18 protein-coding genes are annotated in these 17,128 nt (G+C 65.6%); 13 read left to right on the forward strand and 5 right to left on the reverse strand.

Annotation, left to right across the window (positions count from 1 at the left end; genetic code table 11):
• Window positions 1–70 precede the first annotated feature (70 nt).
• Together xerD and AB843_RS01070 are read right to left on the reverse strand one after the other, a co-directional pair.
• Entirely contained in the window at window positions 71–1,009 is a 939-nt protein-coding gene (gene xerD, locus AB843_RS01065) for a site-specific tyrosine recombinase XerD (protein ID WP_048644921.1), read from the reverse strand.
• Entirely contained in the window at window positions 1,006–1,155 is a 150-nt protein-coding gene (locus AB843_RS01070) for a hypothetical protein (protein WP_048644922.1), read from the reverse strand. The genes xerD and AB843_RS01070 overlap by 4 nt, the downstream gene beginning before the upstream one ends.
• A gap of 195 nt (window positions 1,156–1,350) precedes the next feature.
• On the opposite strand from AB843_RS01070, the gene AB843_RS01075 reads away from it, so the two are divergent.
• From AB843_RS01075 to AB843_RS01095, 5 genes are all read left to right on the forward strand, one after another.
• On the forward strand, window positions 1,351–1,962 hold the full coding sequence (locus AB843_RS01075; RefSeq protein WP_048645184.1) for a shikimate kinase: 612 nt from the start codon (window positions 1,351–1,353) through the stop codon (window positions 1,960–1,962).
• A gap of 154 nt (window positions 1,963–2,116) precedes the next feature.
• Entirely contained in the window at window positions 2,117–3,232 is a 1,116-nt protein-coding gene (gene aroB / locus AB843_RS01080; RefSeq protein WP_048645185.1) for a 3-dehydroquinate synthase, read from the forward strand.
• Window positions 3,229–4,494: an HlyC/CorC family transporter gene (locus AB843_RS01085; RefSeq protein ID WP_048644923.1), complete on the forward strand. Its 1,266-nt coding sequence runs from the start codon at window positions 3,229–3,231 to the stop codon at window positions 4,492–4,494. Before aroB ends, AB843_RS01085 begins: the two co-directional genes overlap by 4 nt.
• 90 nt (window positions 4,495–4,584) lie before the next feature.
• Window positions 4,585–4,824, forward strand: a complete 240-nt coding sequence (locus AB843_RS01090; RefSeq protein ID WP_206412761.1) for a type II toxin-antitoxin system Phd/YefM family antitoxin — start codon at window positions 4,585–4,587, stop codon at window positions 4,822–4,824.
• Window positions 4,821–5,219, forward strand: a complete 399-nt coding sequence (locus AB843_RS01095; RefSeq protein WP_048644925.1) for a type II toxin-antitoxin system VapC family toxin — start codon at window positions 4,821–4,823, stop codon at window positions 5,217–5,219. The genes AB843_RS01090 and AB843_RS01095 overlap by 4 nt, the downstream gene beginning before the upstream one ends.
• Window positions 5,220–5,225: 6 nt before the next feature.
• Here AB843_RS01095 and AB843_RS01100 read toward each other — a convergent pair whose 3' ends face one another.
• Complete coding sequence (locus AB843_RS01100) at window positions 5,226–5,507, reverse strand: BolA family protein (RefSeq protein ID WP_048644926.1); 282 nt, start codon at window positions 5,505–5,507, stop codon at window positions 5,226–5,228.
• 205 nt (window positions 5,508–5,712) lie between these two features.
• On the opposite strand from AB843_RS01100, the gene AB843_RS01105 reads away from it, so the two are divergent.
• From AB843_RS01105 to AB843_RS01125, 5 genes are all read left to right on the forward strand, one after another.
• Window positions 5,713–6,330 carry a J domain-containing protein gene (locus tag AB843_RS01105; protein ID WP_048644927.1) on the forward strand — a complete coding sequence of 206 codons (618 nt, stop codon included), beginning with the start codon at window positions 5,713–5,715 and terminating at the stop codon, window positions 6,328–6,330.
• A 76-nt stretch (window positions 6,331–6,406) separates the two neighbouring features.
• Window positions 6,407–7,393: a cobaltochelatase subunit CobS gene (gene cobS, locus AB843_RS01110; protein ID WP_048645186.1), complete on the forward strand. Its 987-nt coding sequence runs from the start codon at window positions 6,407–6,409 to the stop codon at window positions 7,391–7,393.
• Window positions 7,394–7,405: 12 nt separating this feature from the next.
• Complete coding sequence (locus AB843_RS01115) at window positions 7,406–7,753, forward strand: GFA family protein (protein WP_048644928.1); 348 nt, start codon at window positions 7,406–7,408, stop codon at window positions 7,751–7,753.
• A gap of 20 nt (window positions 7,754–7,773) precedes the next feature.
• The gene (gene cobT / locus AB843_RS01120) at window positions 7,774–9,660 is read left to right on the forward strand and encodes a cobaltochelatase subunit CobT (RefSeq protein ID WP_244467864.1); all 1,887 of its coding nucleotides are present in this window, start codon (window positions 7,774–7,776) and stop codon (window positions 9,658–9,660) included.
• Window positions 9,661–9,835: 175 nt separating this feature from the next.
• On the forward strand, window positions 9,836–10,753 hold the full coding sequence (locus AB843_RS01125) for an esterase-like activity of phytase family protein (RefSeq protein WP_087587015.1): 918 nt from the start codon (window positions 9,836–9,838) through the stop codon (window positions 10,751–10,753).
• Window positions 10,754–10,948: 195 nt separating this feature from the next.
• On the opposite strand, the gene AB843_RS01130 is transcribed toward AB843_RS01125, so the two are convergent.
• On the reverse strand, window positions 10,949–12,697 hold the full coding sequence (locus tag AB843_RS01130; RefSeq protein ID WP_048644930.1) for a hydantoinase B/oxoprolinase family protein: 1,749 nt from the start codon (window positions 12,695–12,697) through the stop codon (window positions 10,949–10,951).
• A 172-nt stretch (window positions 12,698–12,869) separates the two neighbouring features.
• Window positions 12,870–14,969 (reverse strand): hydantoinase/oxoprolinase family protein, encoded by a 2,100-nt coding sequence (locus tag AB843_RS01135; RefSeq protein WP_048644931.1) that lies wholly within the window; start codon window positions 14,967–14,969, stop codon window positions 12,870–12,872.
• A 208-nt stretch (window positions 14,970–15,177) separates the two neighbouring features.
• Here AB843_RS01135 and AB843_RS01140 point away from each other — a divergent pair, with 208 nt between their 5' ends.
• From AB843_RS01140 to AB843_RS01150, 3 genes are all read left to right on the forward strand, one after another.
• The gene (locus AB843_RS01140) at window positions 15,178–16,005 is read left to right on the forward strand and encodes a ferredoxin--NADP reductase (RefSeq protein WP_048644932.1); all 828 of its coding nucleotides are present in this window, start codon (window positions 15,178–15,180) and stop codon (window positions 16,003–16,005) included.
• Between the two features lie 160 nt (window positions 16,006–16,165).
• A complete protein-coding gene (locus AB843_RS01145) occupies window positions 16,166–16,498 on the forward strand; it encodes an ArsR/SmtB family transcription factor (protein WP_048644933.1) in 333 nt (110 codons plus the stop codon).
• 113 nt (window positions 16,499–16,611) lie between these two features.
• Window positions 16,612–17,121 (forward strand): arsenate reductase ArsC, encoded by a 510-nt coding sequence (locus tag AB843_RS01150; protein ID WP_048644934.1) that lies wholly within the window; start codon window positions 16,612–16,614, stop codon window positions 17,119–17,121.
• The last annotated feature ends 7 nt before the right edge of the window (window positions 17,122–17,128 follow it).

The following is a 17,128-nucleotide window of genomic DNA, read 5'->3' on the forward strand; positions in this document are numbered from 1 at the left end:
GGACGGAAAACCAGTTCCCGCTTTTCCTGGAATTGCTCTGGAAACGACGCCCCACATAACGGTGATCAGCCTAATCGGCAAGCGGATGGTGTTTTTGAACCAGTTCCGTCAGGCGTTTTTCAAGCACGTGGGTGTAGATCTGCGTGGTCGATATGTCCGAATGACCCAGCAATTCCTGCACCGCGCGCAGGTCGGCGCCGTTCTGCAGCAGATGGCTGGCGAAAGCGTGGCGCAGCACATGCGGCGAGATTTTCGCCGTGGCGATGCCGGCGCGGGCGGCCACCGCCTTCAGGTCGCGGGCAAACACCTGGCGCGGCAGGTGGCCGCTGTGCGAGCCGGAGGGAAACAGCCACGGGCTGTCGGCCAGCGCCTTGCGCGTGGCGCGCTCCTTCAGCCAGGCCTGCATCGCCGTTCGCGCCTTGGCCGAAAGCGGCACGATGCGCTCCTTGCCGCCCTTGCCGCGCACGGCGAAGAACCGCTCGTCGCGCAGCGCCACCGTCACCGGCAGGCCGACCAGCTCGGACACGCGCAGGCCGGATGCGTAAAGCACTTCGAGCAGGGCGTGCAGGCGCAGCGCCGCCAGATGGGCCGGTGTGCCGGGTGGCGCTTCGTGCGCCTCGGCGGCGGTCCTTTCGAGCAGCTTTTCCGTCTCCTCCTCGCTCAGCGTCTTGGGCAGGGGGCGGCCTTTTTTCGGGCTGTCGAGGACGCCGGTCGGGTCGTTGGCGCGCAGCCCTTCGGTATAGAGGAAATGAAAGAACTGACGCAGCGCCGAGAGTTTCCGCGTCTGGGTGGTGGCGGCGAAACCCTGGGCCGACAGGGAGGCCAGGAAGGCGCGCAGATCGTCGGGCGCGGCCTCTGACAGCCGGCCGCCGGCCGCGCCGATATGGGCTGCGGCGTCTTCCAGGTCGCGGCGATAGGAGGAAAGCGTGTTGTCGCTGGCGCCGCGTTCGGCGGCCATCATTTCGAGGAACGCCTCGATGCGGGCGGCGCTGGAGACGGTCGGGCTCATCGCGGCGGGTTCAGCTTGTCAGCGGGAACGCGCACGCTGATCTCGGCGGTCTGCGGCTCGACGAACGCCACCAGCGCCAGCATGGAACCATAGACCAGCCCCGCCAGAACGGCGATGATCACGATTAGCCGAAAAAGCGTCGGCATATCTCTTTTTGCCCCGGTTCTGCTGTTGTCTTGCCCCGTCCCGTTATGGGATGCCGACCCGTTCATTGCAAGTTCGGGGCAAGTTCGGGGCAAGCCTGCGGGCCGGCTGCGGGAGGATCGCCGCGACCCGATAGTCCCCGGACGGCTTGACGGATCAGGGCTTTTGTGTCGAAACCGACGGACAAAGGCGCGATCATGATTGTCACCGACATTGCTGCAAGTTCCGACCTCGCGACGCTTGGCCAAAGGCTGGGCGCGCGCTCCGTCGTCTTTGTCGGGCTGATGGGCGCCGGCAAGACGGTGATCGGCCGGCGCGTCGCCGAAATGCTCGGCCTGCCCTTCATCGACAGCGACCATGAGATCGAGGACGTGTCACGCATGACGGTCGCCGATCTCTTCTCCGCCTATGGGGAAGCGGAGTTCCGCGCGCTGGAGCGGCGGGTGATCGCCCGGCTCCTGAAGACGGGGCCGCGCGTCGTCTCGACCGGCGGCGGTGCCTTCGTCAACCCGGCCACGCGGCGGGCGGTGGCGCGGCGCGGCGTCTCCGTCTGGCTGAGGGCGGATCTGCCGACGCTGGTCGAGCGCGTCGGGCGCAAGACCACGCGGCCGCTGCTCAACAACAATGATCCGGAGGCGGTGCTGAGCCGGCTGATGGAAGAGCGCTATCCGCTTTATGCGCAGGCCGATATGGTGGTCAATTCGCGCAACGAGCCGAAGGACATCATTGCCGGCGAGGTGATTGCCGCGCTGCAAGCCCATCTAGAGCGCCATGCGTCCGTTCGGACGCATAAAGGACGCTCTATCTGATTGTTTTTCCGCATTTATGCGGGCGCCAGGTGAAATCACCTGACTTGCAAAATGCTCTAGAGGAGGAAGCCCTGAGACAGAAGTCCGGACAAGGCGCCGAGGGAGACGCCAGGTGAGCGAGACCCAGGTGAGCGAGACCCAGGTGAGCGAGACAATGACAGCGCCGGTCACGGTCGGGGTTTCGCTCGGCGACCGCTCCTATGACATTCTCATCGGGCCCGGCCTCATAGGGCGCGCCGGCGCCGAAGTCGCCCGGCGTCTGCCGGGCATCCGCGCCGCCATCGTCACCGACGCCAACGTCGCCGCGCACCATCTGGCGGCGATGCAGGCGAGCCTTGCGGCTTCCGGCGTCGAAGCGCAGGCGATCACTGTCGCGCCGGGCGAGAAATCCAAGGGTTTCGACACGCTGCAGGATGTGGTGGCGGGCATTCTCGACGCGCGGCTTGAGCGCGGCGATGCGATCATCGCGCTTGGCGGCGGCGTCGTCGGCGATCTGGCGGGGTTCGCCGCCGGCATCGTCCGGCGCGGCATGCGGTTCATCCAGGTGCCGACCTCGCTGCTGGCGCAGGTGGATTCCTCGGTCGGCGGCAAGACGGGCATCAACACGGCGCATGGCAAGAACCTGGTCGGCGTGTTCCACCAGCCGCAACTCGTGCTGGCGGATACCGAAGTGCTCGATACGCTGCCCGGGCGCGAATTCCGCGCCGGCTATGCGGAAATGGCCAAATACGGGCTGATCGACCGGCCGGATTTCTTCGCCTGGCTGGAACAGAACTGGCAGGCCGTGTTTGCCGGCGGTGACGCGCGGGTCGAGGCGATCACCCAGGCCTGCCGCGCCAAGGCGGACGTGGTGGCGCGCGACGAGCGCGAGGCCGGCGACCGGGCATTGCTCAATCTGGGCCACACATTCGGCCACGCGCTGGAGGCCGCCACCTCCTATGACAGCGCGCGGCTGGTGCATGGCGAGGGCGTGTCGATCGGCATGGCGCTGGCGCATCGCTTCTCCGCCCGTCTGAATCTCGCCAGCCCGGACGATGCGGACCGCGTCGAGGCGCATCTGTCGGCGGTCGGCCTGCCGACGAAACTCTCCGACGTGCCGGGCGGCCTGCCTGGCGCCGAGCAGTTTCTAACCTATATGTCGCAGGACAAGAAGGTCGCGCGCGGCGCGCTGACCTTCGTTCTCACCCACGGGATCGGCCGGTCCTTCGTGGCGAAGGACGTGCCGGCCAGCCAAGTTCTTACCTTCCTCGAGGAGAATCTCCGCCAATGACGCCCGAGATCTGGATCACCGGCGGCATCATTCTCGGCCTGATCGTCCTGTCCTTCCTGTTTTCCGGCACGGAGACGGGCATGACGGCCGTGTCGCGCGCCAGACTGCACACGCTGGAGGCCAATGGCGACCAGCGCGCCGACATCGTCAGCCGGCTGATCATGCGCCGCGACCGGCTGGTCGGTGCGCTGTTGATCGGCAATAATTTGGTCAACATCCTCGCCTCGGCGCTCACCACCAGCCTGTTCCTGCGGCTGTTCGGCGATGCCGGCGTGTTGTATGCGACGGTGGTGATGACCGTTCTGCTGGTTATCTTCGCCGAGATCCTGCCGAAATCCTGGGCGCTGGCCCGGCCGGAGCAGTTTGCCCTCAGCGTCGCGCCTTTCGCCCGCATCGCGGTGTTCCTGTTCGGAATGCTGTCGTCGCTGGCCAACGCCGTGGTGCGCCTGCTTCTGTCGGTCTTCGGCGTCAATCTCATGAGCGGCGAATCGATGCTGTCGGCGCATGAGGAACTGCGCGGCACGGTCGAGGTGCTGCACCGCGAGGGCGCGGTGGTGAAGCAGGACCGCGACCGGGTCGGCGGCCTGCTCGACCTGCACGAGCTCGAAGTCTCCGACGTGATGATCCACCGCACGAACATGCGCTCGGTGAATGCCGACGAGGCGCCGGAGGCGGTGGTGCGGGAAATCCTGCAGAGCCCCTACACGCGCATTCCGATCTGGCGCGGCTCGACGGAGAACATCGTCGGCGTGGTGCATGCCAAGGATTTGCTCAGGGCGCTGGGCGACGTGGAGAACGATTACCGGAAGATCGACATCGGCAAGGTGGCGTCTAAGCCTTGGTTCGTGCCCGATACCACGACCTTGCAGGACCAGCTCAACGCCTTCCTGCGGCGAAAAGCGCATATCGCCATCGTCGTCGACGAATATGGCGAGGTGGAGGGCCTGGTCACGCTGGAAGACATCATCGAGGAAATCGTCGGCGACATTTCCGACGAGCACGATGTGGAGGTCCAGGGCGTCAAGCAGGAGGCGGACGGCTCGATCGTCGTCGAAGGTTCCGTGCCGATCCGCGACCTGAACCGGGCACTCGACTGGGATCTGCCCGACGAGGAGGCGACGACCATTGCCGGCCTCGTCATCCACGAGACGCAGTCCATCCCGGAGGAAAAGCAGGCCTTCACCTTCTTCGGCAAGCGCTTCATCGTCATGAAGCGCGACAAGAACCGCATCACGAGGTTGCGGATCAGGCCGCTGGCGTGAGGGATGCTCTGAGATTGCCTATGATAACCATGGTCATTGACCATGGTCATTTTCGGAGCTAGCTTGTCCGGGCTTTCACGGAGGTCGGAGGTGACGGTGCAAGTCTCTAAATCGCAGTTCAAGGCGCGTGCGCTTGAGTATTTTCGACAGGTCGAGGCGACAGGCGAACCGCTGATTGTCACCGATCACGGCAGGCCGAGCCTTGAGATTCGGAAACTGGAGGCGGACACGGATGAGCGCGATCCGTTCGAAATCCTCAAGGGATCGGTAACGTTCTACGAGCGGCCATTCGATCCTGTCGACGAGGAGGAATGGGAAGCGCTCAAATGATTGCCATCGACACGCATGTGCTCGTCTGGTGGGTGACCGGCGAGACGGGGAAACTGAGCGCAGCGGCGAAAAGAGCGCTCGACGATGCGCGCGGCGGCGGAAAGGTCTACGTCTCCTCGATCACCGCCTGGGAGATCGCGCTTCTCGTCGCCCGCCGCCGCCTGGTAATTGCCGACGATCCCATGCGGTGGCTTGCGACAGTCGGCCGCATCGGCGCGGTCGAGTACGTTCCGATCGACAATGAGATCGCGGTGCGAAGCACGCAATTGGGCGATGCGTTTCACAGGGATCCGGCCGACCGCTACATCGTGGCCACCTGCCAGAAGCTGGCCGTGCCCCTTGTGACCGCCGACGAGAAAATCAGGCGCTATCCTCACGTCAGGACGATCTGGTAGACCGGCTCACCAGCGCGTCGGTTCGCCCGGCGCCGCCGGCTCGATGGCCAGTGCGTGGACGCTGTCCTTCAATTCTGCGGCCAGGAGATCGTTGACGGCGCGGTGGCGGGCGACGCGGCTCATGCCGGAAAACGCATCGGCGACGATGCGGACGCGAAAATGGGTCTCGCCCTTGCCGTCGAAATGCTCCTGATGGCCCGCATGCAGGTGGCTTTCATTGATGACGGCGAGCCGCTCGGGAGAAAACGCCTCTGTCAGCTTGGTTTCGATCGCGGACTGGATGGACAATCGGGCCTCCTGCTACCATATGGGGGGAACCCCCGATTTCGGTTCGATTCAAAGCACGGTGCTTAGCTTCAACCTGTTGGAGCGTCCTTTGCGTGTCCGATTGGACGCGTGGCGCTCTAATGTGAACTTTCGCTAAATGTCAATTCTTGTATCGTGGCCAGCAGCCGCCATACTTACCCACTGATTTGGTGTCACGCGGTCCGATATGAAACCCTACTCGAAATATTTCGAGAAAATACGCATTCGTCCCGACCCCCAGGCGGAGGCGAAGTCGCGCGCGCCGGGCTGCCAATGGGATGGCTGCCAGGAAGCGGGCCTGCACCGCGCGCCCGTCGGCCGGCACAGGGAAGGCGAGTATTTCCGCTTCTGTGTCGATCACGCGCGCGAATACAACAAGAATTACAATTACTTCTCCGGCCTCAACTCCGGCGAAGTGGCGCGCTACCAGAAGGAAGCGCTGACCGGCCATCGCCCGACCTGGAAGATTACCGGCAATGGCGCTGCCAAGGCGGCGGCCGATTATTCGCCGATGCGTTCGGGCCGCGCCGGTTATCACAACCGCATGGGCGACCCGTTCAACCTGTTCGGCAGCCGGCGCGAGGCAGCGCAATCGCGCCAGCGGCGCCTGAAACCGCTTGAGGCCAAGGCGCTCGAAACACTGGGCCTCGGCGCACAAGCGACTAGCGCAGAGATCAAGGCGCGCTATAAGAGCTTAGTGAAGCGTCATCATCCCGATGCGAATGGTGGCGACAGGGGCTCGGAAGACCGGCTCAGAAGCGTGCTTGAAGCCTACAGGCTGTTGAAACAGGCGGGTTTCTGTTAAAGCCGCCGTCTGTTAAGACGCTCCGGAAAAAACCAGTTCAAGCGATGCAGGCAGGGGCCTGGCCGCTGGAGGCATGATGAACAAAATAGACCGCGATATCGCCAATTTGCCCGACACGACCGTTTCGGTGAAAGACACGTTCGGTTTCGAATCCGACCTTGTCATTCCAGCCTTCTCGGTGGCCGACAGCCATGTGCCGGATGTCGACCCCGATTACCTGTTCGACAAGCAGACGACGCTCGCCATCCTCGCCGGTTTCGCCCATAACCGCCGCGTCATGGTGTCGGGCTATCACGGCACCGGCAAATCGACGCATATCGAGCAGGTCGCGGCCCGCCTCAACTGGCCGTGCGTGCGCATCAATCTCGACAGCCATGTCTCCCGTATCGACCTGGTCGGCAAGGACGCCATCGTCGTCAAGGAAGGCAAGCAGGTCACCGAGTTCCGCGACGGCATCCTGCCCTGGGCCTATCAGCACAATGTGGCGCTGGTGTTCGACGAATACGACGCCGGCCGGCCGGACGTGATGTTCGTCATCCAGCGCGTGCTCGAATCGTCGGGCCGCCTGACCCTGCTCGACCAGAGCCGCGTCATCCGCCCGCATCCCGCCTTCCGCCTGTTCGCCACGGCCAACACGGTCGGCCTCGGCGACACGACCGGTCTCTACCACGGCACGCAGCAGATCAACCAGGCGCAGATGGACCGCTGGTCCATCGTCACGACGCTCAACTACCTGCCGCATGACGACGAGGTGGCCATTGTCCAGGCCAAGGCCAAGCACTACCAGAACGCCAAGGGCAAGGAGATCGTCTCGCGCATGGTGCGCGTCGCCGACCTGACGCGCTCGGCCTTCATGAACGGCGATCTGTCGACCGTGATGAGCCCGCGCACCGTCATCATGTGGGCGGAGAACGCCGAGATCTTCGGCGATGTCGGCTTTGCGTTCCGGCTGACCTTCCTCAACAAGTGCGACGAGCTGGAGCGTGCCGTGGTGGCCGAGTTCTACCAGCGCGCCTTCGGCGAGGAACTGCCGGAATCGGCCGCCAACGTGGCGCTCAGCTGAAAGGGGAAGACGATGCATTATCAGGGCGGATGCCATTGCGGCGCGGTGCGCTACAATGTCGAGGTGGATCTTTCCAGCCCGATCACCTGCAATTGTTCCTATTGCGGCAAGCGCGGCAGCGTCCTCGCCTTCACGCCGGCGGAGAATTTCGCGCTCGAGGCGGGCGCCGACAGCCTGACGGAGTATCGCTTCAACACCAACACGATCGAGCACCTCTTCTGCTCCGTCTGCGGTATGGAATCCTTTGCCAGGGGAGCGATGCCCGACGGTACGAAAATGGCTGCCGTCAACGTCCGTTGTCTGGACGGCGTGGACGTGGCGGCGCTCAGCATTCATGAGGTCGATGGCCGCTCCCGCTGAGCGGCCCGAGAAACACGCCCGTGAGCCAGTCGAACCGCAAGCCAGGACAGCCCAACGAAGCACCGCTCGACCCGTTCAAGCGGGCGGTGACGGCCTGCATGCGCGCGGTCTCCGGCGACCACGAGCTCGACGTCACCTTCTCGAAGGACAAGCCGGCCCTGACCGGCAGCCGGGCGCGCCTGCCCGACCTGCCGAAGAAGCCGACCGCCGAGGCGCTGCATGTGACGCGCGGCATCGGCGATTCCATGGCGCTGCGCCGTGCCTGTCATGACGCCAATTTGCACCGCCGGCTGGCGCCGGAGGGCAAGGAGGCGCGCGCCATCTTCGACGCGGTCGAGCAGGCGCGCGTCGAGGCGATCGGCGCGCGGGCCATGCAGGGCATGGGCGACAATCTGGCCGCCATGCTGGAGGACAAATACGCCCGCGCCAGCCTGGCCGACGTCGCCAGCAAGGCCGATGCGCCGCTCGAGGAAGCCATCGCCCTGATGGTGCGCGAGAAGCTGACCGGCCGCCCGGTGCCGCAGAGCGGCGCGAAGATGGTCGACCTGTGGCGCGACTGGGTCGAGGACAAGGCCGCCGGCAATATCGACGCGCTGACCGGCCGGATCGAAGACCAGGACGGCTTCGCCCGCGCCGTGCGCGATCTCCTGACCTCCATCGATCTCGGCGAGGAACTGGCCGAGGAAGAGCAGACCGACGACAGCGACGACGACAGCGACGCGCCGGAATCGCAGGAGCAATCCGAGGAGAGCCAGGAAGACGATTCCGGCGGCGAGGAAAGCGAGGGCGAGGAATCGGGCGGCGAGAGCGACGATACCGAGACCGGCGAGAGCGAGGCGGGCGACACCACGGCGGAAGACGTATCCGACGATGACGAGCTCGATTCGGAGACGCCGGGCGAGGCGCGCCGGCCCGACCACCCGTTCGACCAGGCAGCGCGCGAGATCGACTACAAGGTCTTCACCACGGATTTCGACGAGACCGTCGGCGCCGAGGAATTATGCGACGAGGAAGAACTCGACCGGCTGCGCGCCTTCCTCGACAAGCAGCTCGCCAATCTGTCGGGCGTCGTCGGGCGGCTCGCCAACCGGCTGCAACGCCGCCTGATGGCGCAGCAGAACCGCTCCTGGGATTTCGACCTGGAGGAGGGTGTGCTCGATTCGGCGCGGCTGGTGCGGCTGGTCATCGACCCAATGCAGCCCTTATCCTTCAAGCAGGAGCGCGATACGAATTTCCGCGACACGGTGGTGACGCTGGTGCTCGACAATTCGGGCTCCATGCGCGGCCGGCCGATCACCGTCGCCGCCACCTGCGCCGATATCCTGGCCCGCACGCTGGAGCGCTGCGGTGTGCGGGTGGAAATCCTCGGCTTCACCACGCGGGCGTGGAAGGGCGGCCAGGCGCGCGAGAAATGGCTGAAGGACGGCAAGCCCACAAGCCCCGGCCGGCTCAACGACCTGCGCCACATCATCTACAAGAGCGCCGACGCGCCCTGGCGGCGCGCCCGGCGCAATCTCGGCCTGATGATGCGCGAGGGGCTGCTCAAGGAGAACATCGACGGCGAGGCGCTTTTGTGGGCGCATCAGCGGCTGATCGCCCGGCCCGAGCAGCGCAAGATCCTGATGATGATCTCCGACGGCGCGCCCGTCGACGATTCGACGCTGTCGGTCAATCCGGGCAATTATCTGGAGCGGCACCTGCGCGGCGTGATCGAGCTGATCGAGACGCGCTCGCCGGTCGAGCTTCTGGCCATCGGCATCGGCCATGACGTGACGCGCTACTATCGCCGCGCGGTGACCATCGTCGATGCGGAGGAACTGGCCGGCGCGATGACCGAGCAGCTTGCCTCGCTGTTCGAGGATGAAAGCGCGCGCCGTGGCGGCGGGCGCATGCGCCGTGCGGGCTGAAGGGCCCACTCTTTCGGGTTTCTGCGCCGGCGTGCTCTCGCGATGCATCGTTGCAGGCGTCATCCCGGCCAGCGCTTCGCGCTTCCGGGACGACGGGTTCTGGCGTAGGGCAGCTCTTGCGGCCGTCGTTGCGCTCATCGCCCCCGCGGTCAGCGCCCAGGAAGCAGCCATTCCCATGGTGGTCAACAGCACGCCGATCCGGCATTTCGCCATCGGGTCCCATGAAACGCGCTTCGGCCCGCTGGAGTTCGTCGGCGGGTTGTCGATGACCTCGCCGGTCAGCCATTTCGGCGCATTTTCCTCGTTTCGCTTTTCGCAGCCGGGAGCCGATTTCATCGGTGTCGCCGATACGGGATTCTGGTTCTTCGGCCGTGTGATGCGCGACATGACGGGCACGCCGGTGGGCTTCGCCAATTTCAGCATGCAGCCGATGGTCGATGGCAATGGCCAGTCGACCCGCGAGAAATGGACCACCGACGCGGAAGGGATCGCGCTCAAGGGCGATCTCGCCACCGTCAGCTTCGAGCGGGAGCATCGGGTCGCGGAGTTCCATATCGAGCGTGACGCCATGGGCGCGGCGATCGGGGAACTCGATTTCCTCGTGCCGCGCCACGAGTTGCGCAACAATCGTGGCTTCGAGACGGTTGCCTACGCGCCCGACGACGGGCCGCTCGGCGGCGCGCGCGTCGTCGTTTCCGAGCGCAGCATCGACGTCAACGGCAATTGTTTCGCCGCCGTGCTGGAAGGCCCGCTGAAGGGTGTCTTCGCGGTGACGCGCAGCGATGGGTTCGACATCACGGACGGCGCTTTCCTGCCCGATGGCGATCTGCTGCTGCTCGAGCGGCGGTTCACGCTGGCCGACGGCGTGGCGATGCGGCTGAGGCGCATCGCTGGCGACAGCATCGTGCCCGGCGGGCTCGCCGACGGACCGGTGCTTTTCACCGCCGACATGAATTACCAGATCGACAATATGGAAGCGCTCGACGTGTGGACGCGCATCGACGGGGCGACGATGGTGTCGATCATGTCCGACGACAATCATTCGCTCCTGCAGCGCAATCTTTATCTGGAGTTCAGGCTGGTGGAGGAGTGAGTGGGCGGGCTGCCGGCATCCGGCGCCAGGCGCCCTCGTGGTTCGACAGGCTCACCATGAGGGCTGTTGAGGGGTCAATCCTCGAGCGCGACCTGTCGTTTTGGCAAGCATCATCATTCCAGTAGCCCTCATCCTGAGCTTGTCGAAGGGCGAGGGCGCTTGGCGCAAGCGATCTGTCAGCCGCAGCGCCGCACCTCAACGGTGACGCAATGCTGCCGTCGCCGCCTCGTCAACCGCCGTCTGATCCCCACTCAACACCACGCCGAACAGCCTCTCCGCCTCTGCCGTCGTGTAGTAGCCGAGCGCCACGTCGTGCAGCACCTTTTCCGGCGCGCGCCTGAACGGATCCCCATAGCCGCCGCCGCCCGGGGTGCCGACCGCCACGCGGTCGCCGGCCTTCAGCGGAATGTCCTGCTCCTTCGACAGGTGCTTGGGCACATGCGCCTGGCCGTCGCGCCAGACGGTCACCTCATTGACCTTGCCGTCGCCGCCGCCAAGCACGCCCTGCGGGCCGGTGCGGCCGTGGTCCATGACGAAGGAGGCGCGCGCCTCGCCGCGCAGCAGCTCCACCTCGTAGGCGAGACCGAACCCGCCGCGCTGGCGGCCGGCGCCGCCCGAGCCCTCGCGCAGCGCATAGCGCCGGTAAAGCACGGGAAAAGCCTGCTCCATCACCTCGACCGGCGGCGATTTGGAAATGCCAATGGTCGAGCAGCCATTGGTCAGCCCGTCATGGTCGGCGTTGCCGCCATAGCCGCCGCCGGAAATCTGGTACATGACGAAATCGCGCCCGCGCGCCGGGTCGCTGCCGCCCAGCGCGAAATTGCCGCTCGAGCCGGCCGGCGCCGCCGTCACCTTGTCGGGCAGCGCCTTGACCATGGCGGCGAAGACGGCCTCGGCGATGCGCTGCGAGACCTCGGCCGCGCAGCCCGAGACCGGGCGCGGATAATGCGCGTCGAGGAAGGTGCCTTCCGGCCGCTTGACGATCAGCGGTTCGAAGGCGCCGGCGCTGAGCGGCACTTCCGGGAAGATGTGGCGCATCGCCAGGTAGACGGAGGACAGCGTCGTCGCCAGCACGCTGTTCATCGGGCCGGCGCAGGGCGGGCTGGAGCCGGCGAAATCGAAGGTCAGCGTGTCGCCCTTCTTCTCAATCGCCAGTGCGATGGTCAGCGGCGCGTCGACCACGCCATCGGAATCCACATAGGCCTCGCCGCGATAGACGCCGTCGGGGATCGGCGCGATCAGCGCCCGCATCTGGGTGGCGGCGCGGCCGCGCAGCTCAGCGACCGCCTGGCGCACCGTGTCGTCCCCATAGCGGTCGAGCACCTCTCCCAGCCGCTCCGCGCCCACTTCCAGCGCCGCCCCCTGCGCGCGGATGTCGCCGATGCGCTGGTCGGCGACGCGGATGTTGGATGATATGATGGCGTAGATTTCCTGGTCGAGTTGCCCTTTCTTGAACAGCTTGACCGGCGGCAGGCGCAGGCCTTCCTGTTCGACCGCCGTGGCCGAGGCCGAGAAGCCGCCCGGCACCGCGCCGCCGATGTCGGGCCAATGGCCGGTGTTGGACAGCCAGCAGAAGATCTTGCCGTCGCGCCAGACCGGCATGGCGAAGCGCACGTCCATCAGATGCGTGCCGCCCAGATAGGGGTCGTTGACGATGTAGATGTCGCCGGGCTCGGGTGCTGCGGTGATGCCTTGGGCGATGCGCTCGATCAGCGTCTTCGTCGAGTACTGCATGACGCCGACGAAGACCGGCAGCCCGCCCGCCCCTTGCGCGATCAGCGCGCCGTCCTCGGCCGCATAGATGCCGTCCGAGCGATCGTTGGCCTCGGCAATGACGGGCGAGAAGGCGGCGCGCGAAAAGGTCAGGTCCATCTCGTCGCACACCTGCTGGAGTGCCGCCTGGATGACGGAGAGGGTGATGGCGTCGAGGGGAGGGTTCGTCATTGGATGTCTCCGCCGAAGGCCCCCTCACCGACCCGCTTCGCGGGCCACCTCTCCCCCACTTTGTGGGGGAGAGGAGGGGAGCCTGCAATTGATGACGGCGCTCCTCTCCCCTGCTTCGCGGGGGAGAGGTGGCCCGCGAAGCGGGTCGGTGAGGGGGTAGCTGCGCCGGTCATTATTCGGGCCTCCCAACCGTGATGACGATGTTCCCATCGTCATCCGAAACCGCGCGGTCGCCCGGTTCGATCACCGTCGTGGTGTCGAGCTGCTCCAGGATCGCCGGTCCCTCGATCACCGCATCGAGCGGCAGTTTTTCGCGCGCATAGACCGGCGTGTCGTGCCACGCGCCGGCGAACCACACCGGCCGCGTCTCGTTCAGCGCCTCGGCAAGCGTCGCCACCCGGCCTGCCGGGTCGATCAGGCTGGCGAGGTCGATGCCGGCGCGCACGCCGATGACCGAGGTGTTGAGGTTGACCAGATTGGCGCGGATTTCCGGCAGCCGCACCTTGAAGCGGGCGAAATAGGCGTCTTCGAACAGGCGCTGCAGCGTTTCGCGGTCCACATCCGGGCCGGGCAGCGAAACGTTGATGAGATGCGTCTGGCCGACGAACTGCATGTCGGCGGTGTGGATGCAGTCGATGCGCTCGGGCTGCACCGTCTCCTTGGCGATCAGCGCCTCGCCCTCCGCGCGTTGCGCCGTCAGCACGCCGCGCAGCAGATCGAGGTCGAGGCTCGCCACCGGGCGGTTGATCGTGCGGACGAAATCGTGGCGCAGGTCGGCCACCACGCAGCCCAGCGCATTGGTGATGCCGGGCCGGGCCGGCACCATGACGCGCGGAATGGCGAGCTCGCGGGCGAGCGCCGCCGCATGCAGCGGACCGGCGCCGCCGAAGGCGAACAGGGCGAAGTCGCGCGGGTCGTGCCCCTTGCCGAGCGACACCATGCGGATTGCGCCGGCCATCTTGATGTTGGCCATCCTGAGCACAGCGCCGGCTGCCTCGACGCCGGAAAGGCCGATCGGCTGGCCGAGCCTTTGCGCAAAGACCGCCTCCACATCCGAGACCGAAACCGGGTTGTCGACGGAAAGCAGCTTGTTCGGGTTGAGCCGGCCGAGCAGCAGATTGGCGTCGGAGATGGTCGGCTCCGCGCCGCCGCGGCCGTAGCAGATCGGCCCGGGCGTGGCGCCGGCGCTCTGCGGGCCGACCTCGAGCAGCCCCGCATCGTTGACGCGGGCGATCGAGCCGCCGCCGGCGCCCACCGTGTGCACGTCGACCATCGGCACGTGGATCGGCATGGCGTATTCCACCTCGATCTCGTTGGAGACGGCGGGCCGGGCGCCGCGCACCAGCGCCACATCCGTCGAGGTGCCGCCCATGTCGTAGGTGATCAGATTGTCGACGCCGGCCCGGCGCGCGGTGAAGGCCGCCGCCATGACGCCGGAGGCGGGTCCGGACATCACCGTCTTGGCCGCTTCGCGCGCCACATGGGCGGCCGAGATCATGCCGCCATTGCCGTTCATGACGAGGAAATCGCGGGCATAGCCCAGCGCCTTCAGCTCGTTCGACAGGCGGGCGACGTAGCGTTCCAGGATCGGCTGCACGGCTGCGTTGACGGCGGCGGTCACGCCGCGCTCGAACTCGCGCGCTTCCGACAATAGCGCGTGGCCGGTGGTGATGTAATCGTTCGGCCAGAGTTCGGCGGCGATTTGCGCCGCGCGTATCTCATGCGCCGGATTGGCATAGGCATGGAGAAAATGCAGGACCAGCGACACGCATCCCGCGTCGAGCAATGACTTGACGGCGGCGCGCACCCCGTCCTCGTCGAGCGGCGTCAGCACGTTGCCCGAGGCATCCATGCGTTCGGCCACTTCCAGGCGCAGGTCGCGCGGGATGACCGGCGTGAACGTGCCGGTCATGCCGTAGGCCTGCGGCCGCGTGCGGCGCCCCAGCTCGATGATGTCGCGGAAGCCGGCGGTGGTGATCATGCCGGTGCGGGCCAGCCGCCGTTCCAGCACGGCGTTGGTGGTCGTCGTCGTGCCATGCACGATCAGGCCGATCTCGGCGGCCGGGACGCTCGTCGCCTTGATGGCGTTGACGACGCCGAAGGCCTGGTTGTCCACCGTGGTCGGGGTCTTGGCAACGCTGACGCGCGCGCCCATATCCGGGCCTGGCCCCCGATAGGGGCGCGTGTCGATCAGGATCAGGTCGGTGAAGGTGCCGCCGACATCGATGCCGGCGACGACGGAACCCGAATTGATGCCTTTTTTCTCATTCATGGGGAAAATCCGGAATGCGAAACCTTTTTTGGCCCGATGATTTGAAATAGGTGTCGAAAGGCGTGAACCTTGACGTCAAATTCATTTGTATACTAATAAACTTGGCAGGCAAGACCTGCGCAAGAGCCGATGCCGATCATGGCTTTGACGTTGGCAATCGCACCAGAAACCGGCATACAGACTTCCGACCGAACGAGGGAAGACATCCATGGACAGCGCTGCGCTTAGCGAGACCAAGGCCGACAAGGCTCCCGACTTTCCGACGCCCGCCGGCTGCCATGCCGAGCGCGTGGTGTCGGTGAAGCATTACACGGACCGCCTGTTCTCGTTCCGCATCACGCGCCCGCAGAGCTTCCGCTTCCGTTCCGGCGAATTCGTCATGATCGGCCTGCCGAACGCCGAAAAGCCGGTCTTCCGCGCCTATTCCATCGCCAGCCCCAATTGGGACGAGGAGATCGAGTTCTTCTCGATCAAGGTGCCGGACGGCCCGCTGACCCAGCATCTGCAGAAGATCCAGCCGGGCGACACGGTGCTGATGCGGCAGAAATCCACCGGCACGCTGGTCAACGACGCGCTGACGCCGGGCAAGAACCTCTACATGATCTCCACCGGCACCGGCATCGCGCCCTTCGCCAGCCTGATCCGCGATCCGGAGACTTACGAGAAGTTCGACCGCATCATCCTGACCCATAGCTGCCGCGACGTGGCCGAGCTGGAATACGGCAACGAGCTGGTCGCCGCGCTGAAGGACGATCCGCTGATCGGCGAATTGACCGAGGGCCGGCTGACGCATTTCACCTCGACGACGCGCGAGACCTCGCCCGTCATGGGCCGCATCACCACGCTGATCGAGAATGGCGAGCTGTTCAAGGCGCTCGGCACCGAGCCGTTCAACCGCGAGAACGACCGCGTCATGATCTGCGGCTCGATGGAGATGCTGAAGGACGTCAAGGCGCTGGTCGAAAAGGCCGGTCTTGAGGAAGGCTCGAACGCCGCGCCCGCCGATTTCGTCGTCGAACGCGCCTTCGTCGGCTAAGCCGGCTAATTTATTCCTTTCGTCATCCTCGGGCTTGACCCGAGGATCCATGCCGGAACGATGATGTCGCCCCCCTCTCTAAATCCACCCCCTTGACCCCGCCGCCCGGTCATGGCAAAAGCCAGATCCAATATATCCATAAATCTGGAATCATAGATTGATGAACAAGCCCCTGGCCATCGCCGCCCTTTCCGCGCTCGGACAGGAAACGCGGCTCGATGTGTTCCGCCTGCTGGTGCAGGCGGGTGCCAAAGGCCTGCCGGCGGGCGAAATTGCCGCGCGGCTCGATGTGGTGCAGAACACAGCCTCCGCGCATCTCAAGGTCTTGGCGCAATCCGGTCTGATCCGCGCCGAGCGCCAGGGCCGGACGATCCGCTATGTGGCCGACATGACCGGCTTCCGCGACCTCCTCGCCTATCTGATGGAAGATTGTTGCAATGGAAATCCCGCTCTCTGCCGCCCCGTCATCGAGGCGGTGACGTGCAATTGCTAGAGCGCCGTGCGGCCGGTCGGACGCACAAGGGACGCTCTATCTCTTTGTTTTTCCGCATTTATGCGGATGTCAGGTGAAACCACCTGACTGCAAAATGCTAGGAGCATACAGCCATGAGTGACCAGCCTTTCAACGTCCTGTTCCTGTGCACGGGCAATTCGGCCCGGTCGATCCTTGCCGAGGCGATCCTGAACCGGGCCGGCGCCGGGCGGTTCAAGGCCTGTTCGGCAGGTTCGCAGCCGAAAGGGATGGTGCATCCCTATGCGCTCGACCTCCTGCAGCAGATGAACCACGACACGGGCTTCGCCCGCTCCAAGGACTGGGCGGAATTCGCCACGCCGGATGCGGCGAAGATGGATTTCGTCTTCACGCTGTGCGACAGCGCCGCCGAGGAGACCTGCCCGGTCTGGCCCGGCCAGCCGATGACGGCGCATTGGGGTCTGCCGGATCCCGCCGCGGTCACCGGCACCGAGGCGGAAAAGCGCTTCGCCTTCGCCGATACCTACCGCATGCTCAACAACCGCATTTCCGTCTTCACCGCTCTGCCGTTCAGGTCGCTCGACCGGCTGGCGTTGCAAAGACGGCTTGACGAAATGGGCCGCCGGCTTCCGGAAGCCGGCTGAACCACGG

It is taken from the genome of Nitratireductor soli (assembly GCF_001050155.1).
GTDB classification, from domain to species: Bacteria; Pseudomonadota; Alphaproteobacteria; order Rhizobiales; family Rhizobiaceae; genus Nitratireductor; species Nitratireductor soli.

Excerpts from the sequence above, each read along its gene's own strand:
- AB843_RS01140 (WP_048644932.1), top strand. The coding sequence starts at position 15,178 with ATGGACAGCGCTGCGCTTAGCGAGACCAAGGCCGACAAGGCTCCCGAC.
- AB843_RS01125 (WP_087587015.1), top strand. The coding sequence starts at position 9,836 with ATGGTGGTCAACAGCACGCCGATCCGGCATTTCGCCATCGGGTCCCAT.
- AB843_RS01135 (WP_048644931.1), bottom strand. The coding sequence starts at position 14,969 with ATGAATGAGAAAAAAGGCATCAATTCGGGTTCCGTCGTCGCCGGCATC.
- cobS (WP_048645186.1), top strand. The coding sequence starts at position 6,407 with ATGAACAAAATAGACCGCGATATCGCCAATTTGCCCGACACGACCGTT.
- AB843_RS01105 (WP_048644927.1), top strand. The coding sequence starts at position 5,713 with ATGAAACCCTACTCGAAATATTTCGAGAAAATACGCATTCGTCCCGAC.
- AB843_RS01150 (WP_048644934.1), top strand. The coding sequence starts at position 16,612 with ATGAGTGACCAGCCTTTCAACGTCCTGTTCCTGTGCACGGGCAATTCG.
- AB843_RS01085 (WP_048644923.1), top strand. The coding sequence starts at position 3,229 with ATGACGCCCGAGATCTGGATCACCGGCGGCATCATTCTCGGCCTGATC.
- AB843_RS01145 (WP_048644933.1), top strand. The coding sequence starts at position 16,166 with ATGAACAAGCCCCTGGCCATCGCCGCCCTTTCCGCGCTCGGACAGGAA.
- AB843_RS01095 (WP_048644925.1), top strand. The coding sequence starts at position 4,821 with ATGATTGCCATCGACACGCATGTGCTCGTCTGGTGGGTGACCGGCGAG.
- AB843_RS01115 (WP_048644928.1), top strand. The coding sequence starts at position 7,406 with ATGCATTATCAGGGCGGATGCCATTGCGGCGCGGTGCGCTACAATGTC.
- AB843_RS01130 (WP_048644930.1), bottom strand. The coding sequence starts at position 12,697 with ATGACGAACCCTCCCCTCGACGCCATCACCCTCTCCGTCATCCAGGCG.
- AB843_RS01070 (WP_048644922.1), bottom strand. The coding sequence starts at position 1,155 with ATGCCGACGCTTTTTCGGCTAATCGTGATCATCGCCGTTCTGGCGGGG.
- aroB (WP_048645185.1), top strand. The coding sequence starts at position 2,117 with ATGACAGCGCCGGTCACGGTCGGGGTTTCGCTCGGCGACCGCTCCTAT.
- AB843_RS01075 (WP_048645184.1), top strand. The coding sequence starts at position 1,351 with ATGATTGTCACCGACATTGCTGCAAGTTCCGACCTCGCGACGCTTGGC.
- xerD (WP_048644921.1), bottom strand. The coding sequence starts at position 1,009 with ATGAGCCCGACCGTCTCCAGCGCCGCCCGCATCGAGGCGTTCCTCGAA.